A 16615-nucleotide genomic window follows, 5' to 3' on the forward strand; every position below is an offset into this window, starting at 1 on the left:
CTGACATTGTGGCGGCACAAGCTAAAGTGGATCAAGCCAAAGCTCAATACGAACTTTCTTTAGCCCAGCTTAGACGCTATCAACAGTTAGGAAATAGTGGCGCAGCTTCTAAATCTGAGCAAGATAAAGCCGCAGCAGATGCTGAAAATAACCTTGCAGCACTGAAGCAAGCAGAAGCCAATGTTTTAGTTGCAAATGAAGCACTAAAAACAGCACAAGTTGCAGAAGCGGGTTTAGAAGCACAAGTTTCAAGTGCTAAAGCACAGTTAGACCAAGCACAAACCACCAAAGACTATAGCGTTATTGTTGCTCCGATGGATGGCCAACTTGGTGAAGTTAACCCTCGTGTTGGGCAATATGTAGCAGCAGGTTCTCAGTTACTCTACCTCATTCCACAGCAAACTTGGGTAATTGCCAATTTCAAAGAAACCCAAATTGCCAATATGCGAATTGGTCAGAAGGCATGGTTTACAGTCGATGCGATGAAACACAAAAAATTTACAGGGCATGTTGAGCAGATCTCACCTGCTGCGGGTTCCGAGTTCAGTGTATTAAAACCTGACAATGCGACAGGTAACTTTACCAAAGTTGTTCAACGAATTGCCGTACGCATTACTATTGATCCAAATCAAGAAGGAATGGAGCATTTACGTCCTGGCATGTCAGTGGTTACTTCTGTCGATACAAATTCGTAAACAGCTTTTTAAAGTTCTCTTGAAAAAGTTACAATGTGATCAATCATTATTTTCTCAATTTCTAATGTTTGATCACATTGCTCAATCAGTTCCTTATCAACATATTCAACTACCCCATCCCCTGCATCTCGACATTAAGAGGCTAGATTTAATTCATCCCCAAATCTCAGGTAATAAATTTTTCAAATTAAAATACAATTTGCTTGCCGCAAAACAACAAGAGTTATCACGTGTTTTAACTTTTGGTGGGGCTTATTCAAACCATATTGCTGCAACTGCGTATGCAGCTCATCTTTTTGGCTTTAAAAGTGTAGGCATTATTCGTGGTGAAGAATTAGCCATCCAGCCTCTTAACCCAACCTTGGCAAAAGCTCAAAGTTTAGGAATGCATCTACATTTTGTCTCACGCACTGAATATCGCTTGAGGGATGACGCAAACTACCTTCAACAATTACACAATCAATTTCCTGAAACTTTCATTATTCCTGAAGGTGGTTCTAATGAGCTAGCAGTACAAGGATGTCAGGAAATTCTCAGTCAAAGCGATTTACAAAACTATGATGTAATTTGCTGTGCGGTTGGAACTGGAGGCACGATTTCAGGGCTCATTGAAAGAAGCGCACCCCCTCAAAAGGTTCTAGGATTTTCAGCATTAAAAGGCGACTTTCTACAACAAGATATTATGCAGTGGACTAAAAAACAGAATTGGTCGCTGACAGATGCTTATTGCTGCGGTGGTTATGCGAAAACTTCATCTGATTTACTGGCATTTATAGAAAATTTCGAAGAACAATACGCTGTACCCCTTGAACCGATCTATACGGGAAAAATGATGTTCGGTCTGTTTGACCTTATCAAAAACAACTACTTCCCTGAAGGAACTCGCATTCTGGCAATTCATTCTGGTGGCTTACAAGCAGATATAAGAAATAAACCAAGCTACTGACTCATAAATATTTAGGGAGCCTTATTCACCAGAGCAGTAAATGTCTTAGCACGACTAAGGCTCGGCATGATAGTATATGCCCCTTTTTAATTTTCAAGATTAATCGAGAACCTCTTATGTCTAACAGCCATGTTGATGTCATTGTCTTAGGTGCAGGTGCTTCTGGACTCATGTTGGCTGCACATGCTGCTAAACGCGGACGCTCGGTTTTAATTTTAGAAAAAGCCAATAAAATTGGTAAAAAGATTTTAATGTCAGGTGGTGGTAAGTGTAACTTTACCAATCTGTATGTCGAACCTGATAACTATATTTCTCATAATCCGCACTTCGTTATTTCTGCCCTGTCACGCTATAGCAACTGGGACTTTATCGGTTTGGTATGTGACTACAAAATTGCCTATGAAGAACGTAAACACGGACAATTATTTACGCTAAACGGCGCTAAAGAAATTTTAGAGATGTTGGTTAGTGAGTGTAATAAAACCAAAAATGTGGATATTCAAACCCATTGCGAAGTTGGCCAAATTACACCCTTAGAACAAGGTGGGTTTTCACTAAACACCAATCAAGGACATTACACTTGTGATTCTTTAGTTATTGCTACAGGCGGCTTATCCATTCCGACTTTGGGTGGTTCTGGTTTTGGCTATGAACTAGCACAAAAATTTGGCCATCAAGTTTTTCCAACTCGTGCAGGTTTAGTTCCATTTACTTTTTCAGATCACATTAAAGAAGTGACCACACGCTTAAGTGGTAATGCTTTGGATGTGACGTTAAGCAACTCAAAAAACAGCTTTACTGAAGCGTTATTATTTACCCACCGTGGCTTGAGTGGGCCAAGTTCTTTGCAACTTTCAAACTATTGGAACTCAGGAGAAAGTTTTAAAATTGACTTCTTCCCTAGCCAAGATTTAGAGACCTATTTAAAAGATAAAAAGAAAGCACAGCCAAAAGTTTTATTACGCACCCTTCTTAATGAGTTTACTGCCAAAAGTATTATCCAAGAGTTACAACAACTCATATGGTCAGAACAGAGCGAAACAGCGATTGGCAATATCAGTGATGCACAGCTAGATCATATTGCCGAGCAGCTACATGGCTTTGCAGTTAAACCGTCTGGAACAGAAGGATATCGTACTGCCGAAGTGACCTTAGGTGGAATTGATACAACTGAAGTATCTTCTAAGACCATGGAAAGCAAAAAGCAGAAAGGACTGTTTTTTGTGGGAGAAGTGCTCGATGTGACCGGCCATTTAGGAGGTTATAACTTCCAATGGGCTTGGTCTTCTGCCTATGCTGCTGCCCAATATGTATAAGCTAATTTGAGTTTTTCGAACTACTTGATGCGTTCGATGAATCTTGTGGCTGAGAAGTAGTCTGTTTTGAGCTTTCCGACTTACTAAATACAAATTTATAAGCACTTGCTAAAAACCCTACCGTAATTCCGGCAATGACAATCGGTGCTAAAAAACGACCTGGTTTCTTCATCGTATTTTCCTCACTTATTTGTTTTTATAACGGCCAAAAAAGAACGACCACTCAATATAGAGTGGTCGAACTTATCACAAAAATCAAAGATTTTTTGTACTGTTTATCTGAAATTTAATTTAATTCCCTTAAATTTCATCATTTTCGCCTGTAGAACCAAACGGTTTATTCACTGGCGGTTGTGCTGGATTCACCTGTACAGAATCTGCTGGTTTTGCATCAGATGGAGCTGTTGATGGTGGCGTTGTTGGTGTAGATGGAGTTGTTGACGTAGTTGTAGCTGGAGCTGAACTACTCGTACTAGAAGGTGGTTGATAAAGAGGATTTGGTTGATTCGCTTCTTTTTTCGCTTTATCAAGTAAATCAGTTAAAAGTCGTTCTGCTGGTTGACGACCACCTAAACCGAATGCAAGAGCGAAAGCCACGGCAACCGCGCCTAGAGTCAAACCAAATGCAAGATTAACAATTGAATCTGCAATACCCATCGCTCTTAAACCAAGCGCAAGTACCAGACCAATAATTAAAACACGAACTAAACTAGCTAACCAACGCGAACTATTATATTCACCACGTTGAACTACATTCGCTACAATATTCGCTAGCCAGAAACCAATTACTAAAATTACAGCACCCAATAGAATGTTTGCACCGAAATGGATAAACATTGCAATTAGACCACTGATTTGATCGAAACCAAGACGGTCCGCTGCTTCAGATACTGCAAACAGCATAGTAAAGAATACAATTAGCCAGCCAACTGCATTAGAAACTTTAGTTTGACCTAAAAAGCGTTGTACATCTAATTTTGCAGGAATTTCATCAACACCTGTACCTGCAATGAGTTCAGCTACTAAGCGGCCAACAAAACGAGAAACAATATAAGCAACCAGTAAAATTAAACCAGCCGCAATAATGTTTGGAATTGCTTGCAAGATTTCATTTAGCATTGCTGTCGCAGGTTGAGAAATTGTCTCAATACCTAACGCTTCGAACGCTACAATTAATGTAGTAATGATGATGATGGCAAAAACAAATGAACCTAAGAATTTGCCTACATTAGAGCTTTTGAAAAGACCAATTTTTTCAGCTTGAGCCTGAACACCTAAGCTATTTACTAGACCTTCAACAATACCGCGTACAATTTTTGCCAAGATATAACCAACAAAAACGATAACGCCAGCAATAAAGATATTTGGTAAGAAAGCTACGGCATCATTTACCATATTTTGAACTGGAATGAGTAAGCCTGTAAGTCCTAATATTGACAAAACAATTGGAAGGAAAAGTAACAATACAAGCCAGTAAAGAATTTCACCAATATTCTGGCTAATTCCACCTACACCCACTTCACTGCTTAACTTATCATCGAGTTGGGTTCTGGATAAAACATTGGTAATGCCTGCCCGCACCAGTCGAGCAACGATCCAACCAATAAAACCCACCACCACAGCAGCAATAATATTTGGAATGTAGACCAGTACCTGATTTACCATGTTGCTGAATGGGCCACTCACTCCACTAATGTTGAGCACATTTAGAGCCGCGACAACAGCTAAAATCAGAATAAACCAGAATACAACCTTGGAGATCAGACCTTCAATATTTGGCGCTCTGCCAGTAGCTGAAGATAGTTTGGCATTGGTATTTACTTTTTGTAGCAGCTTTTTCACACCTGCTGCTACTAATAAAGCAATTATCCAACCAACCAATAAGATCACTACTGCAGCTAGGATAGGATGAAACTGATCCCAGTAATACATCGCATCAAATTGAGCGCCGCGAGGCCCATCAAAAAATTCATTCATATTGTTATGTCCTCAATTGTTATGTTCTTTTCAGTGTTATCTCTAGGAAACACCATTCGTTGTAAAAAATGACGATGAATGCGGTCTATCTCACATTATGTTTTGAATATTTTCTAATCAACACACTTCTGCACAAATACAACAAATTGATGCAAAAGGTTGCAAAAAAGCCTTCAGGTTTACACCTAAAGGCTTGATATCAAGTTAAACTGATTCTCTTATTACCCTGTGTAGGTCTTTAAATTCAAATCAGAACTACCCTTAATTACATGTGGTGTGGTCTCATTTTGAAATGCTCCTTCTTGTTTAGGAGTCTGGTTGTGGTCAGCAACCATATAGACAATAAGCGCAATAAGAAAAAGCCCAACAATAATTAAAATGTAAACTGGCAATCTTCTTTTTTTCGCAGTTTCTTCAGGACTCGTCACATGAGGTGGTTTTGAAAAGTCATGCATCTTCTTTCCCCTCTTCTATTATCATTAACTTTATATTCATCATAGCAATTTGCTTTGTTGCATTGTGTGAAAAAGCATTATTCGAAGGTGTCTGTAGTTGCAAAACTCTACTTTTAAATTAATAAAAATAGTATAAAATTTGCACACATTAATTTAGACGTTTAAAAATAATTTCTCGTTATTCACAAACTTCGTCTATTCCCCATTTGTAATACAATATGTTTTAGCGCTTACTTTTTATAAAATAGGCTATAATAAGCCCCCTTGTTTTAAAGCTGCTCTATTTTATGATGTATCGTCAGCAAAACGTAACTCTTGATCTCGACACTGACGTCACACATCAATGTTATATACACCAGACGAGAGATGAACATCTGATTGGTATTATTGAATTTAATAAACCAAGTTATGAACTCAAATGGGGTGATCTGGAGTACTTTCGTCGCCGTACTGAAGAGTTTTCAGTGATGCCATTTCCTGACTGCATTAACGCCATGATTGTTGATATTCGTAATATCAATATTTTTCTGGACAATGAAGTTCCAATTTTACCTTGGCGTTTACTTGAAGAAGACTGCCCTGTTCGCTTAGTTGTTCCTCAAGATCGTTTGGAACATTATGCTGGCCTTTTTGAACCGACTTGGCTTTCAAGCGATGTAGACAGTGCAATTTCCGAAATTCGTGAATTTATGGATATGTTTGTCCATTAATAAACATATCCATAAAAATAATTTTAAAGTTCTTTTAATTGTCGTTTGTTACCAGTAATTTTCTACTGCAATATTTCCCTCACCTCGACGATTCATCGTCAAACCACGGCGCTTTAAAGCATCTTTCGTGTCATCCACCATTTCTGGATTTCCACAAAGCATGACATGGCTTGTTGCAGGGCTCAGTTCTATACCAGCAACTTTTTCTAATTCACCATTCTCAATTAAAACTGGCAAACGATCATGTAACTGTGCTGATGGATCACGAGTGATAATTGAAATAAATTTAAAACCGATGTGTCCTTCACCAAAAGTTTCAGCAATTTCTTGAATACGATCGACATAAGCTAATTCAGCTGCGGTACGGACACTGTAGACCAAATTAATCTTTTGATATTTAGACCATGTATCGAAGTCTTGTAGCATCGACAAAAACGGCGCCAAACCCGTACCCGTTGCCAATAACCATAAATCATGCGGTAAAGGCTGTTGATAGCGAGCTAAAGTAAGATAACCATAAGGTATTTTTTCTAAGTAAAGCTCATCACCTACCTTCAAATGTTGAAGATTTGAAGTAAATGCACCGTCAGGTACTACAATCGAGAAAAATTCTAGCGTTTCATCAAATGGAGACGACACCACCGAATAGGCACGAACAACAAGTTCTTCTCCAACTTTCAATCCAATACGCGCAAATTGCCCAGCCGTAAATTTAAAATGTGCAGGGCGAGTCATGGTGAAACTAAAAAGAGTTGGCGTCCAGCGGTGTACAGATAAAACTTTTTCTACGCTAAATTTTTCAATTGACATGATTTCAACGTGGCATGAAATAGTGCGCTCATGTTAGCATGACAGCCGAAATAATGAATACTTTTAAACGTTAAGGCTTTTTAAACATGCGCATGACATTACGCCAGTTGGCTGTTTTTGTAGCAGTCGCTCAAGAAGGAACTGTCACCAAAGCCAGTGATGCGGTCAGACTGACGCAAAGTGCAGCAAGTATGGCTTTAGCCGATTTAGAGGATGGTCTTGGTGCCCCTCTATTTGATCGTTTAGGTAAACGACTACAACTCAATGATCTTGGTCGGTTTTTATTGCCTCAAGCGCTAGAAATATTAGGTCGCTGTGAAGCTTTTGAGCAAGCTGCAAAAGGTGAGTTACAAAGCATTGATTTACGTATTGGGGCAACTCTAACGATCAGTGATTATCTCATGCCAGATTTAATGGCGAACTTTTTACAGTATCATCCCAAAGCCCACCTACAATTACAGGTAGGCAACACACGCCAAATGATTGAAGCAGTCAATCAGTTTCAGCTTGATTTGGCATTAATTGAAGGCTCATGTCACCTGCCTCAACTTCAATGTATTCACTGGCGAGATGATGAGCTTGCAGTATGCTGCTCCCCTAATCACCCTCTAGCACGTTTAAATCGACCTTTAACAGCAAATGATTTTTATCAAGTTGAATGGATTTTACGTGAGGAAGGTTCGGGAACTCGTGAAGTGTTTGATAATGCTATTTTGCAAGATCTGCCAGATGCCAATATTCGCCTAACCCTAGGTCACAATGAAGCAATCTTGAAAATTGTTGCTGGTGGTTTAGGAATGTCTTGTATCTCTAAACTCGCTATTGAGCCTTTAATTGAAAAAGGACAATTAGTGATTTTAGAAACACCTTTCTGGCAACTTACTCGCCCACTTTACATGTTGGTACATCGTCAGAAATACCAAGGTCCTGGCCTCAAGGCATTCTTGCAATTTTGTGAAGATCAAGTTTAAGACCTGATCTTCTAGTGCCATTTTGAGTCATTCTCACATGGCTCACCATTTTATTATTTATTAGTTAAGACAATTAAGGGAAGCTACCACCTCCCTTAATTTTGCATTACTTACTTGTTCGAAACGTTATCAATAATCATCTCTGTCCGTCACGGCTAAACTCGACAACAAGCTAGCCTTGAAGATTGAGAGTCTCTATTAACGTCGAAAATGTGATAACAACTCTGACGTAATCGCTTTATTATGATCAGCGATTTTATTCTTTTTTGTTTTAGCTGGATTAGGATCGATACGCTCGATCTTGATAGCCTTAAATTTCCCCTGATTATCTGCCGCAAGAAATCTCACTTTTTCATTTCTTTTTGGCTCACCTTCGGATGCAGGGAAATCAGAAATATGAAAGAAAATATCTCCTTCAGTAGTCGAAATAAAGCCAAATCCCTTATCAGGATCATATTGTTTAACCTTTCCGGTATAAAATTCTTGCTTCATGATCTTTACCTTACTTTTTCAATACTGTTATTACAGCAGAAAATTAAAAAGAGACTTTCAATCCGCCCTCAAAACTTTACGGTTTGATTAAGTCTCTTTTATCGTTATTTCAAAAATTAGTCTTTTTGGACACTACCAAAAATTTTATCGCCCGCATCACCTAGACCAGGAACAATATAACCTTGTTCATTTAAGCCATTATCAATAGATGCTGTATAAATCTGTACATCTGGATGAGCTGCTTCAACTTTAGCAACACCTTCTGGAGCAGCAACTAATACCATAACACGTATATCTTTACAGCCACTCGCCTTTAATACGTCAATGGCAGCAACTAATGAATTACCTGTTGCCAACATTGGGTCGATAATCATTGCAAGACGATTAGCGACATCTGGAACTAGTTTTTTATAATAAGTGCGAACTTCTAGTGTTTCTTCATTACGTTCAAGACCTAAAACACTTACTTTTGCACTTGGAATCAGATTAAGTACACCATCCAGCATACCAATTCCTGCACGTAAAATCGGTACAATCGTTATTTTTTTACCAGCAATACGCTGTGTAGTAACAGTTCCAGCCCATCCAGCAATTTCACAATCCACCACTGGTAAATCTTTTGTTGCTTCATACGTCAACAACATAGTCACTTCCTGAGCAAGCTCACGGAAATTCTTAGTACTGATGTCAGAACGACGCAACAAACCTAATTTATGACGAATAAGTGGGTGACGAATTTCTTGAATGGCCACAGATGTTACCTAAAAATATAAAAACGTATTTATTATAATCTTTTTTTAATGCTCAATAAAAAAAAGCCTCCAGATTTGGAGGCTTTTTTGTACACTAGAATTAGTGTTGTTGTGAAAGCATGAAATGTAATGGAGATAAAATTTCTGCTTTTAATGCTAAATTAATCATTGGATCTGGATATACACCCAAAATAATAACTAATGCAGCAGCAGCTAATACCATTAAACCACCTACTTTTTGACCCCAATGAGCATCTGCATCAATACGAGGAGTTTCTGGTGGTGTCATATACATTACAACCATCACACGTAAGTAATAGTACAAACCAATACCACTACCCACAATAATCATTGCAGCCAAGAACCAGTGTTGAGTTGTTACAGCAGCCATTACAACCAAGAACTTACCAATGAAGCCTGCTGTTAATGGAATACCAGCCAAAGATAACATCATGACTGTTAAAGTTGCTGTAAGTACTGGACGACGCCAGAACAAACCACGGTAGTCTGCAAGACTTTGTGCTTCATCTACGTTGTTATATGGGCTAGACATTAACGCTACAGCACCAAAAGCACCGATAGTTGTTAATACGTAAGACACCACATATACAGTTACGCTACCCAAGCTCGCATAAGTCATGCTAATTAAAGCAATTAACAAATAACCAAAATGAGCAATAGATGAATAACCGAGAATACGTTTTAAGTTAACTTGACGAACAGCGAGTAAGTTACCAACTAAAATCGACAATACTGCAATGATTGTCAAAATAGTAACTAACGAGTCCACCATAATTGCGCCTGAAGCAAGCATATAGCGCACGAACAAACCAATGGTTGCAACTTTAGCAGCAGTCGCCAAGAAAGTTGCCATTGGCGCTGGTGCACCTGCATATACATCTGGTGTCCATTTATGGAACGGCGCAAGCGATAATTTAAACGCAACAGCAAAGATAATGAGTGCTAAACCTAATAACACCATTGGCTGTTTAATTGCGCCAAATAAAGCCTGTACAGAATCATAGAATGAAAGTGAACCAGTATATGCATAGATATATGCCATACCCATCAACAACATTGCAGAAGCTGTCGCTGAAAGTACAAGATATTTAATACCAGCTTCAAGTGAACTACTACGTTGATAAGTATAAGCAAGTAAGCCGTATACAGGGATCGACATTAGCTCAAGGCTAATAAAGAACGATGCATAGTGAGAACTTGCAACCATCAACATTGCACCTGCTACTGAAGCAAGTAACAAAAGATAGAGTTCTTCGCGGTTATCTTTATAGGTTTCGATGTAAGCGTGAGACAAAGTACAACAAGCCAAAGCCGCAATCAAAATCATAAATTGATAGAACATGGTAAATGGATCAACCATAAACATGCCCATCACATTTGCCGGTACAAACTTACCGCCAAATACCGCAAATAAAATATAAAGTGCAGCGAGGTTTAAACCAACAACAGAAGCTGTTGCGATTAAATTATGATTACGCTTAATTGAAATTAACAGCATGACGACAACTGTTGTCAAAGCAACAATCATCACCGGAGCTAAAGGCATAAGCGTAGCGAATGATACTGTGAAGTTCATGATTATTGGATCTCCACATGGTCAAGTTGAGTAGCTGTTTGCTGAACAGTGTCAACGACTTCTTGAACTGGCACATAACTATTGACGAACCACTGCATGCTTGAATGAGATACATCCAAGAATGTTTGTGGGTAGATACCAAGCCAAACGAGACCAATCGCACAAATCATCAAAATACCAACTTCACGAGCAGATAAGTCTTTTAGTGGACTAGTGTAGTGTTGCTTTTGTTCAGGATTTGGTTCACCAAACAAAGCGCGGTGAATCAAAATCAAGCCGTATAAGCCTGCGAATACAAGGCTGATAGAAGCAAGAATCGTGAATACAGGATATTTATTAAATGAACCCATCAAAATCAGGAATTCACCAATAAAGTTACCTAAACCTGGCACACCAACAAGAGCAGCAACGAAGAACATCAAGAAAAATGGCAAGTACTGAAGCTGGCCACGAAGACCACCCATTAAACGCAAGTCACGTGTATGTAAACGTTCGTAGATTTGACCAGACATAATGAACAATGCAGCTGATGACAAACCATGTGCCAACATCATGATCATTAGACCTTGGAAGGTCAAAATGTTACCTGCGTAGATCGCAAGTAAAATAAAGCCCATGTGTGAAATCGACGTATACGCAAGTAAACGTTTCATGTCAGTTTGCTGATAAGCACACCATGCGCCGTAGAAAATACCAATCAAACCGAAAATAATCGCAATGTCTGCAAACTGAGCAGAAGCTGTCGGGAAGAATGGAATAACAAAACGAAGCAAACCATACGCAGCTGTTTTAATCAAGATACCAGCTAAGTCTACAGAACCTGCTGTAGGTGCTTGAGCATGCGCATCTGGTAACCAACCGTGTAATGGGAACACTGGTAACTTCACCGCAAAACCGATGAAGAAACAGATCATGAAACCGTACGCTAAGCCAGGCGGTAAGTGATTAGCTACAGCTAATAAATAGTTGTAATCAAAACCGATCATTCCGGTCATCATGTAGCCATAAACTACAAGACCAAGAATACCGATTAACATCACTAAACCAGCGATTTGCGTGTAAAGGAAGAACTTAGTAGCTGCGTAAACACGTGAACGACCGTTTGAACCTTTATGACCCCATAACGCAATCAGGAAGTAGATTGGTACAAGCATCATCTCCCAGAAGAAGAAGAACAGGAACAGGTCAATCGCTAAGAATACACCGATAACGCCACCTAAACTCCATAAAAGGTTTAAGTGGAAGAAACCAACGTTCTTTTGAATTTCGCCCCATGAACAACCAACAGCAAGTACACCAAGTAACGCTGTTAATAGCACCATGAGTAAAGATAAGCCATCCACAGCTAAGTGAATGCCGATACCGAGTGATTGAATCCACGGTAAATAGAACTCAGCAGACCAAGTTGGGATCTTTGAACCCATCTCATAGCTATAAGTTCCATTTTGCCAAAGTGCAAGACCTAAGCCCAAAGTAATGAGCATACCAATCAAGGCAATCCAGCGTGGCAAGGTTTTGTCGAGCTTATCGACTAACCAGCAAATAAAACCAGCAATGAACGGAACAAGGATCAGCGCGGGTAAAATTAAATTGTTTTCCATTTTATTTCCCCACTACCTGAATAACGATCAAGATCATCAATAACACCACTACACCGAGTGACATACTTGATGCGTATTCACGCAATGAACCGGTTTGACGTGAGCTTGTAAAACTGTTTCCGCCTTTAACAAGTGCAGGAAGAACTAACCACAAACTGTCAATCGGGTCACGGCCAAAGATTTTGGCGAAGAATAAATAAGGTTTAACAAAAACGATGTCATATAATGCATCAAAACCAAAAGCGGTACGGCAAATATGTGCCAAACCTGAACCCAAACTTGTTTGAGCGAATGATTTCACTGCACCATAAGCAAATGTAAATAATGCTATACCAACAACTAGACCAACTAGCGCAATTCCTACTGCTAAATGCTCTGCCCCATGCATGCCTTCAACAAATTGTTCAGCCACATGGAATTCAGGAATTTTTGCAGTATTAAGAATACCAGCTACAGGTGCTTTTAATACGGCACCAACAAAAGTAGACAGTACAGCTAAAATGCCCAATGGAGCCCAGTAAGTTGCACCTTTAATTTCATGGTAAGGCGTGTTTTCTTGACCAAAGAATACAACCCAGATTAAACGGAATGTATAGATTGAAGTCAGGAATGCACCTGCTACACCCACCCAATATAAGGTGTGATATAGAGCAACTGATTGACCTTGTACCCAAACTTCACCAAGAATCGCATCTTTAGAGAAGAAGCCAATGGTCAAGAATGGAATCGCTGCTAATGCACCGCCACCAATTGCGAAACAAGCAAATAGGAATTTGTTACGTTTGAACAAGCCACCCATTTTGAAAATGTTTTGCTCGTGGTGGTAAGCCAGAATCACCGCACCAGAAGACAAGAATAATAATGCCTTAAAGAATGCGTGAGCCAACATGTGGAATAAGCCAGCTTGATACGCTTCCGCACCTACAGCCATAAACATATAACCCAACTGACTCATTGTTGAGTAAGCCAAGATACGTTTGATGTCTGTTTGAACGAGTGCAGCAAAACCTGCAACTAACAAAGTTACCGCGCCAGTTACCGAAATGAATTGCATCACTTCAGGAGCAAGTTCAAATACGCTAAATAGACGGCAACATAAGTACACACCAGCCGTTACCATTGTTGCAGCATGGATTAATGCAGAAACAGGTGTTGGACCTGCCATTGCATCTGCTAACCATGTTTGCAATGGAATTTGAGCAGATTTACCAGCAGCACCCAAGAACAACATTAATGCAGTCCAGATTGTAAGTGACGAGCTCTTCGTCATTACTTCTGCTGCGTGTTCAACGATGTACTGAGTATTCAGCGTACCAAATTGTTGGTAAAGCAAGAATAAAGCGATAAGTAAGAATACGTCACCTACGCGGGTAACTGTAAATGCTTTGATCGCAGCCCAACCATTTGCAGGGTTTGCATAATAGAAACCGATAAGCAAATAAGAGCAAAGACCTACGCCTTCCCAACCTAAGAATAACAACGCTAAGTTGTCACCCAATACAAGCACAAGCATGCTGGCAACAAACAGGTTGAAATAAGAGAAGAAACGCGCATAACCTTCTTCACCGCGCATGTACCATGATGCAAAGATATGGATTAAGAAACCAACACCTGTCACCATGCCCATCATGAGTAAAGATAAGCCATCTAAATGTAAGCTAATGCCTGGTGCAAAACCACCAACATTGAACCATGTCCACAGATTTTGAACAAAAACTTGCTGACCACTTGTGGTAAATGCCATTCCAGCAATCAATGCAAATAATGCAGATAAACCTACAGAACCTACACCAATAATTGCTGCAACATTTTCAGAGAGTTTGTCTCGTCCCGCCGCCAATAAAATAAAACCGATTAGCGGAAATAATACTGTTAGATATAAATAACTCATCCGCGCATCTCACTAGCAGCATCCACATCCAAATGATGGAAGCGATGATAGAACTGAAGGACAATCGCAAGACCGATACATGCCTCTGCTGCTGCAAGGGTCAAAATCAGAATGAACATCACTTGTCCATCTGGTTGTGCCCATACGCTACCCGCAAGAACAAATGCCAATGCAGCAGCATTCATCATGACCTCAAGGCTCATTAACATAAATAATAGGTTGCGTCGCACCATTACACCGTAAAAACCGAGTGCAAAAAGGATGGTTGCAACAATCAAACCATGTTCTAAAGGAATCTGGCCCATTATTCTTTTTCCTCTTCTGCACCTGGTTCACGTTTACCTAAGTGGTATGCTGCAACAAGGGCTGCTAGCAATAACATCGCGGCAACTTCAACCAATAATAAATAGTGAGTAAAGAGTGCTTGACCAACGACTTTTGGTCCAATCACTTGTGCCCCAAGCGGTGCTGAAATAGTGGTGTATTCACCACCAAGCATCCAAACTAAAAGCAAGCCGAGCAAGAAACTCATGAGTGCTGGATATGCCCAAGCATCTGAAGAAAGCCATTTACGTTCTTGTTCAACGGTGTGTTGCCCTAAGTTAAGCATCATCACAACGAATACGAACAGAACCATAATTGCTCCGGCATAGACGATGATTTCAAGAGCACCTGCAAAAGGCGCCCCCACGATCATGAAAATACCAGCAACAGCAAGCAATGAAACAATTAGACTAAGCAAAGCGTGTACAGGGTTCGTGTTAGTCACTACACGAACCGTAGAAACGATGGCCACGAGTGCCATCAAATAAAACGGCCACATCATGGTAATAGACTCCGTACATCGATTGGTGCACTTTCTTTTTGTGCTTGACCTTTCTCTTTACCGTTAATCGCCATACCCGTTACACGGTAGAAGTTGTAGTCTGGGTATTTTCCCGGACCTGAAATGAGTAAGTTTTCTTTCTCATAAACAAGGTCTTGACGTACGTATTCGCCTAACTCGAAGTCTGGTGTGAGCTGAATTGCAGTTGTTGGACAAGCTTCTTCACACATACCGCAGAAAATACAACGTGAAAAGTTGATACGGAAAAATTCCGGATACCAACGTCCATCTTCTGTTTCTGCTTTTTGTAGTGAGATACAACCAACTGGACACGCAACCGCACATAAGTTACATGCCACACAACGCTCTTCCCCATCTGGGTCACGCGTTAACACAATACGACCACGAAAGCGTGGCGGCACAATCTGTTCAGCCGGTACTTCTGGATATAAAATCGTGTCACGTTTACGCGTTACATGGGTAAATACCATAAACAACGAACGTACAATCGATCCGAATCCAGCTAGAAATTTATACATTTTGTACTCCCTGCTGTCCTAGGCCTGATTCATCAGAATCACAGCACCAGTCACTAACAAGTTGACCAACGCCAATGGCAAACAAATTTTCCAACCAAAGTTCATGACTTGGTCATAACGTGGACGCATTAAAGAACCACGAGCCAAAACAAACATCATTACAAAGAATGCTGTTTTAATCACAAACCAGAATACTGGCGGAACAAATGGAATTTCTAAATTGAATGGTGCTAACCAACCACCGAAGAATAAAGTTACGATCAATGCAGAAATAAGTACCACGTTGACATATTCAGCAACGAAGAACATACCCCATTTCATACCACCATATTCAACATGGTAACCTTCAGCCAATTCTTGTTCTGCTTCTGGTTGGTCAAATGGATGACGGTGAGTTACCGCAACACCAGCAACCACAAAAATCAAGAAACCTAAGAATTGTGGAATAACGAACCAAACATCGCGTTGTGCTTCAACAATTTCACGAAGGTTAAATGAGCCTGCAATTGCAACCACACCCATCAATGAGATACCCAAGAACACTTCATAAGAAATGGTTTGAGCAGCTGAACGTAAACCACCAAGCAATGAGTATTTGTTATTTGAAGCCCAACCACCAAACAATACTGCATAGACTGCAATACCAGCCATTGCCATGAAGAACAACAAACCGATACTCATGTCGGCAACACCCAGTGAAGGACTCACCGGGATTACCATGAATGAAAGAACCGCTGTTGCCATTGCAACAGCTGGTGCTAACCGGAATGTAAGTTTGTCAGCAAATTTTGGTGTCCAGTCTTCTTTGAACATGATCTTAAGCATGTCGGCAACGATCTGGAACATACCACCAGGACCAACACGGTTCGGACCATAACGGTCTTGCCACCAAGCAAGTAAACGACGTTCAATAAAAGACATCAACGCTGCAACTAAAACAACAACAAGCAAAATCACAACTGCTTGAACTACAGCGTAGGCGATTGGCCAGTTCTCAGCCCAAAGTGGCGTTTGACGTATAATTTCTTGATTCATGA

18 protein-coding genes are annotated in these 16615 nt (G+C 40.1%); 5 read left to right on the plus strand and 13 right to left on the minus strand.

Features of this window, described 5'->3' with window-relative positions:
• From UC75_RS22110 to UC75_RS16310, 3 genes are all read left to right on the plus strand, one after another.
• On the plus strand, nucleotides 1-695 hold a 695-nt coding region (locus UC75_RS22110), incomplete at its 5' end, for an HlyD family secretion protein (RefSeq protein ID WP_228137445.1).
• Between the two features lie 64 nt (nucleotides 696-759).
• The gene (locus UC75_RS16305; RefSeq protein WP_049838188.1) at nucleotides 760-1641 is read left to right on the plus strand and encodes a 1-aminocyclopropane-1-carboxylate deaminase/D-cysteine desulfhydrase; all 882 of its coding nucleotides are present in this window, start codon (nucleotides 760-762) and stop codon (nucleotides 1639-1641) included.
• Nucleotides 1642-1757: 116 nt separating this feature from the next.
• Entirely contained in the window at nucleotides 1758-2957 is a 1200-nt protein-coding gene (locus UC75_RS16310; protein ID WP_049838189.1) for an NAD(P)/FAD-dependent oxidoreductase, read from the plus strand.
• A 1-nt stretch (nucleotide 2958) separates the two neighbouring features.
• Here the strand turns inward: UC75_RS16310 and UC75_RS19070 are convergent, their stop codons facing one another.
• From UC75_RS19070 to UC75_RS16320, 3 genes are all read right to left on the minus strand, one after another.
• Nucleotides 2959-3129, minus strand: a complete 171-nt coding sequence (locus tag UC75_RS19070; protein WP_004794296.1) for a hypothetical protein — start codon at nucleotides 3127-3129, stop codon at nucleotides 2959-2961.
• Nucleotides 3130-3257: 128 nt separating this feature from the next.
• Nucleotides 3258-4934: a mechanosensitive ion channel gene (locus tag UC75_RS16315; RefSeq protein WP_049838190.1), complete on the minus strand. Its 1677-nt coding sequence runs from the start codon at nucleotides 4932-4934 to the stop codon at nucleotides 3258-3260.
• Nucleotides 4935-5155: 221 nt separating this feature from the next.
• Nucleotides 5156-5389: a hypothetical protein gene (locus UC75_RS16320; protein ID WP_049838191.1), complete on the minus strand. Its 234-nt coding sequence runs from the start codon at nucleotides 5387-5389 to the stop codon at nucleotides 5156-5158.
• 290 nt (nucleotides 5390-5679) lie between these two features.
• Between UC75_RS16320 and UC75_RS16325 the strand changes: the two genes are divergently transcribed.
• Nucleotides 5680-6099, plus strand: coding sequence for a hypothetical protein (locus UC75_RS16325; RefSeq protein ID WP_171056780.1), 420 nt, complete (start codon nucleotides 5680-5682; stop codon nucleotides 6097-6099).
• 48 nt (nucleotides 6100-6147) lie between these two features.
• On the opposite strand, the gene UC75_RS16330 is transcribed toward UC75_RS16325, so the two are convergent.
• Entirely contained in the window at nucleotides 6148-6909 is a 762-nt protein-coding gene (locus UC75_RS16330; protein ID WP_005302981.1) for a ferredoxin--NADP reductase, read from the minus strand.
• 86 nt (nucleotides 6910-6995) lie between these two features.
• On the opposite strand from UC75_RS16330, the gene gigC reads away from it, so the two are divergent.
• Complete coding sequence (gene gigC / locus UC75_RS16335) at nucleotides 6996-7880, plus strand: LysR family transcriptional regulator GigC (protein WP_004794306.1); 885 nt, start codon at nucleotides 6996-6998, stop codon at nucleotides 7878-7880.
• 198 nt (nucleotides 7881-8078) lie between these two features.
• Here gigC and UC75_RS16340 read toward each other — a convergent pair whose 3' ends face one another.
• From UC75_RS16340 to nuoH, 9 genes are all read right to left on the minus strand, one after another.
• Nucleotides 8079-8372, minus strand: a complete 294-nt coding sequence (locus UC75_RS16340; protein ID WP_004794308.1) for a cold shock domain-containing protein — start codon at nucleotides 8370-8372, stop codon at nucleotides 8079-8081.
• A gap of 116 nt (nucleotides 8373-8488) precedes the next feature.
• Complete coding sequence (gene upp / locus UC75_RS16345; RefSeq protein ID WP_004794310.1) at nucleotides 8489-9124, minus strand: uracil phosphoribosyltransferase; 636 nt, start codon at nucleotides 9122-9124, stop codon at nucleotides 8489-8491.
• Between the two features lie 100 nt (nucleotides 9125-9224).
• Nucleotides 9225-10721, minus strand: a complete 1497-nt coding sequence (nuoN, locus tag UC75_RS16350; protein ID WP_049838192.1) for an NADH-quinone oxidoreductase subunit NuoN — start codon at nucleotides 10719-10721, stop codon at nucleotides 9225-9227.
• 2 nt (nucleotides 10722-10723) lie between these two features.
• On the minus strand, nucleotides 10724-12322 hold the full coding sequence (gene nuoM, locus UC75_RS16355; RefSeq protein ID WP_004794314.1) for an NADH-quinone oxidoreductase subunit M: 1599 nt from the start codon (nucleotides 12320-12322) through the stop codon (nucleotides 10724-10726).
• A 1-nt stretch (nucleotide 12323) separates the two neighbouring features.
• Nucleotides 12324-14213: an NADH-quinone oxidoreductase subunit L gene (nuoL, locus tag UC75_RS16360; protein WP_004794316.1), complete on the minus strand. Its 1890-nt coding sequence runs from the start codon at nucleotides 14211-14213 to the stop codon at nucleotides 12324-12326.
• Nucleotides 14210-14518, minus strand: a complete 309-nt coding sequence (gene nuoK / locus UC75_RS16365; protein WP_003653467.1) for an NADH-quinone oxidoreductase subunit NuoK — start codon at nucleotides 14516-14518, stop codon at nucleotides 14210-14212. Before nuoK ends, nuoL begins: the two co-directional genes overlap by 4 nt.
• Nucleotides 14518-15036 (minus strand): NADH-quinone oxidoreductase subunit J, encoded by a 519-nt coding sequence (gene nuoJ / locus UC75_RS16370; protein ID WP_014205902.1) that lies wholly within the window; start codon nucleotides 15034-15036, stop codon nucleotides 14518-14520. Before nuoJ ends, nuoK begins: the two co-directional genes overlap by 1 nt.
• Entirely contained in the window at nucleotides 15036-15578 is a 543-nt protein-coding gene (nuoI, locus tag UC75_RS16375; RefSeq protein WP_013198843.1) for an NADH-quinone oxidoreductase subunit NuoI, read from the minus strand. The genes nuoJ and nuoI overlap by 1 nt, the downstream gene beginning before the upstream one ends.
• A gap of 18 nt (nucleotides 15579-15596) precedes the next feature.
• Complete coding sequence (gene nuoH, locus UC75_RS16380; protein WP_004703499.1) at nucleotides 15597-16613, minus strand: NADH-quinone oxidoreductase subunit NuoH; 1017 nt, start codon at nucleotides 16611-16613, stop codon at nucleotides 15597-15599.
• Between the last annotated feature and the right edge of the window lie 2 nt (nucleotides 16614-16615).

Source organism: Acinetobacter sp. V2 (assembly GCF_001188385.1).
Classification (GTDB): domain Bacteria; phylum Pseudomonadota; class Gammaproteobacteria; order Pseudomonadales; family Moraxellaceae; genus Acinetobacter; species Acinetobacter oleivorans.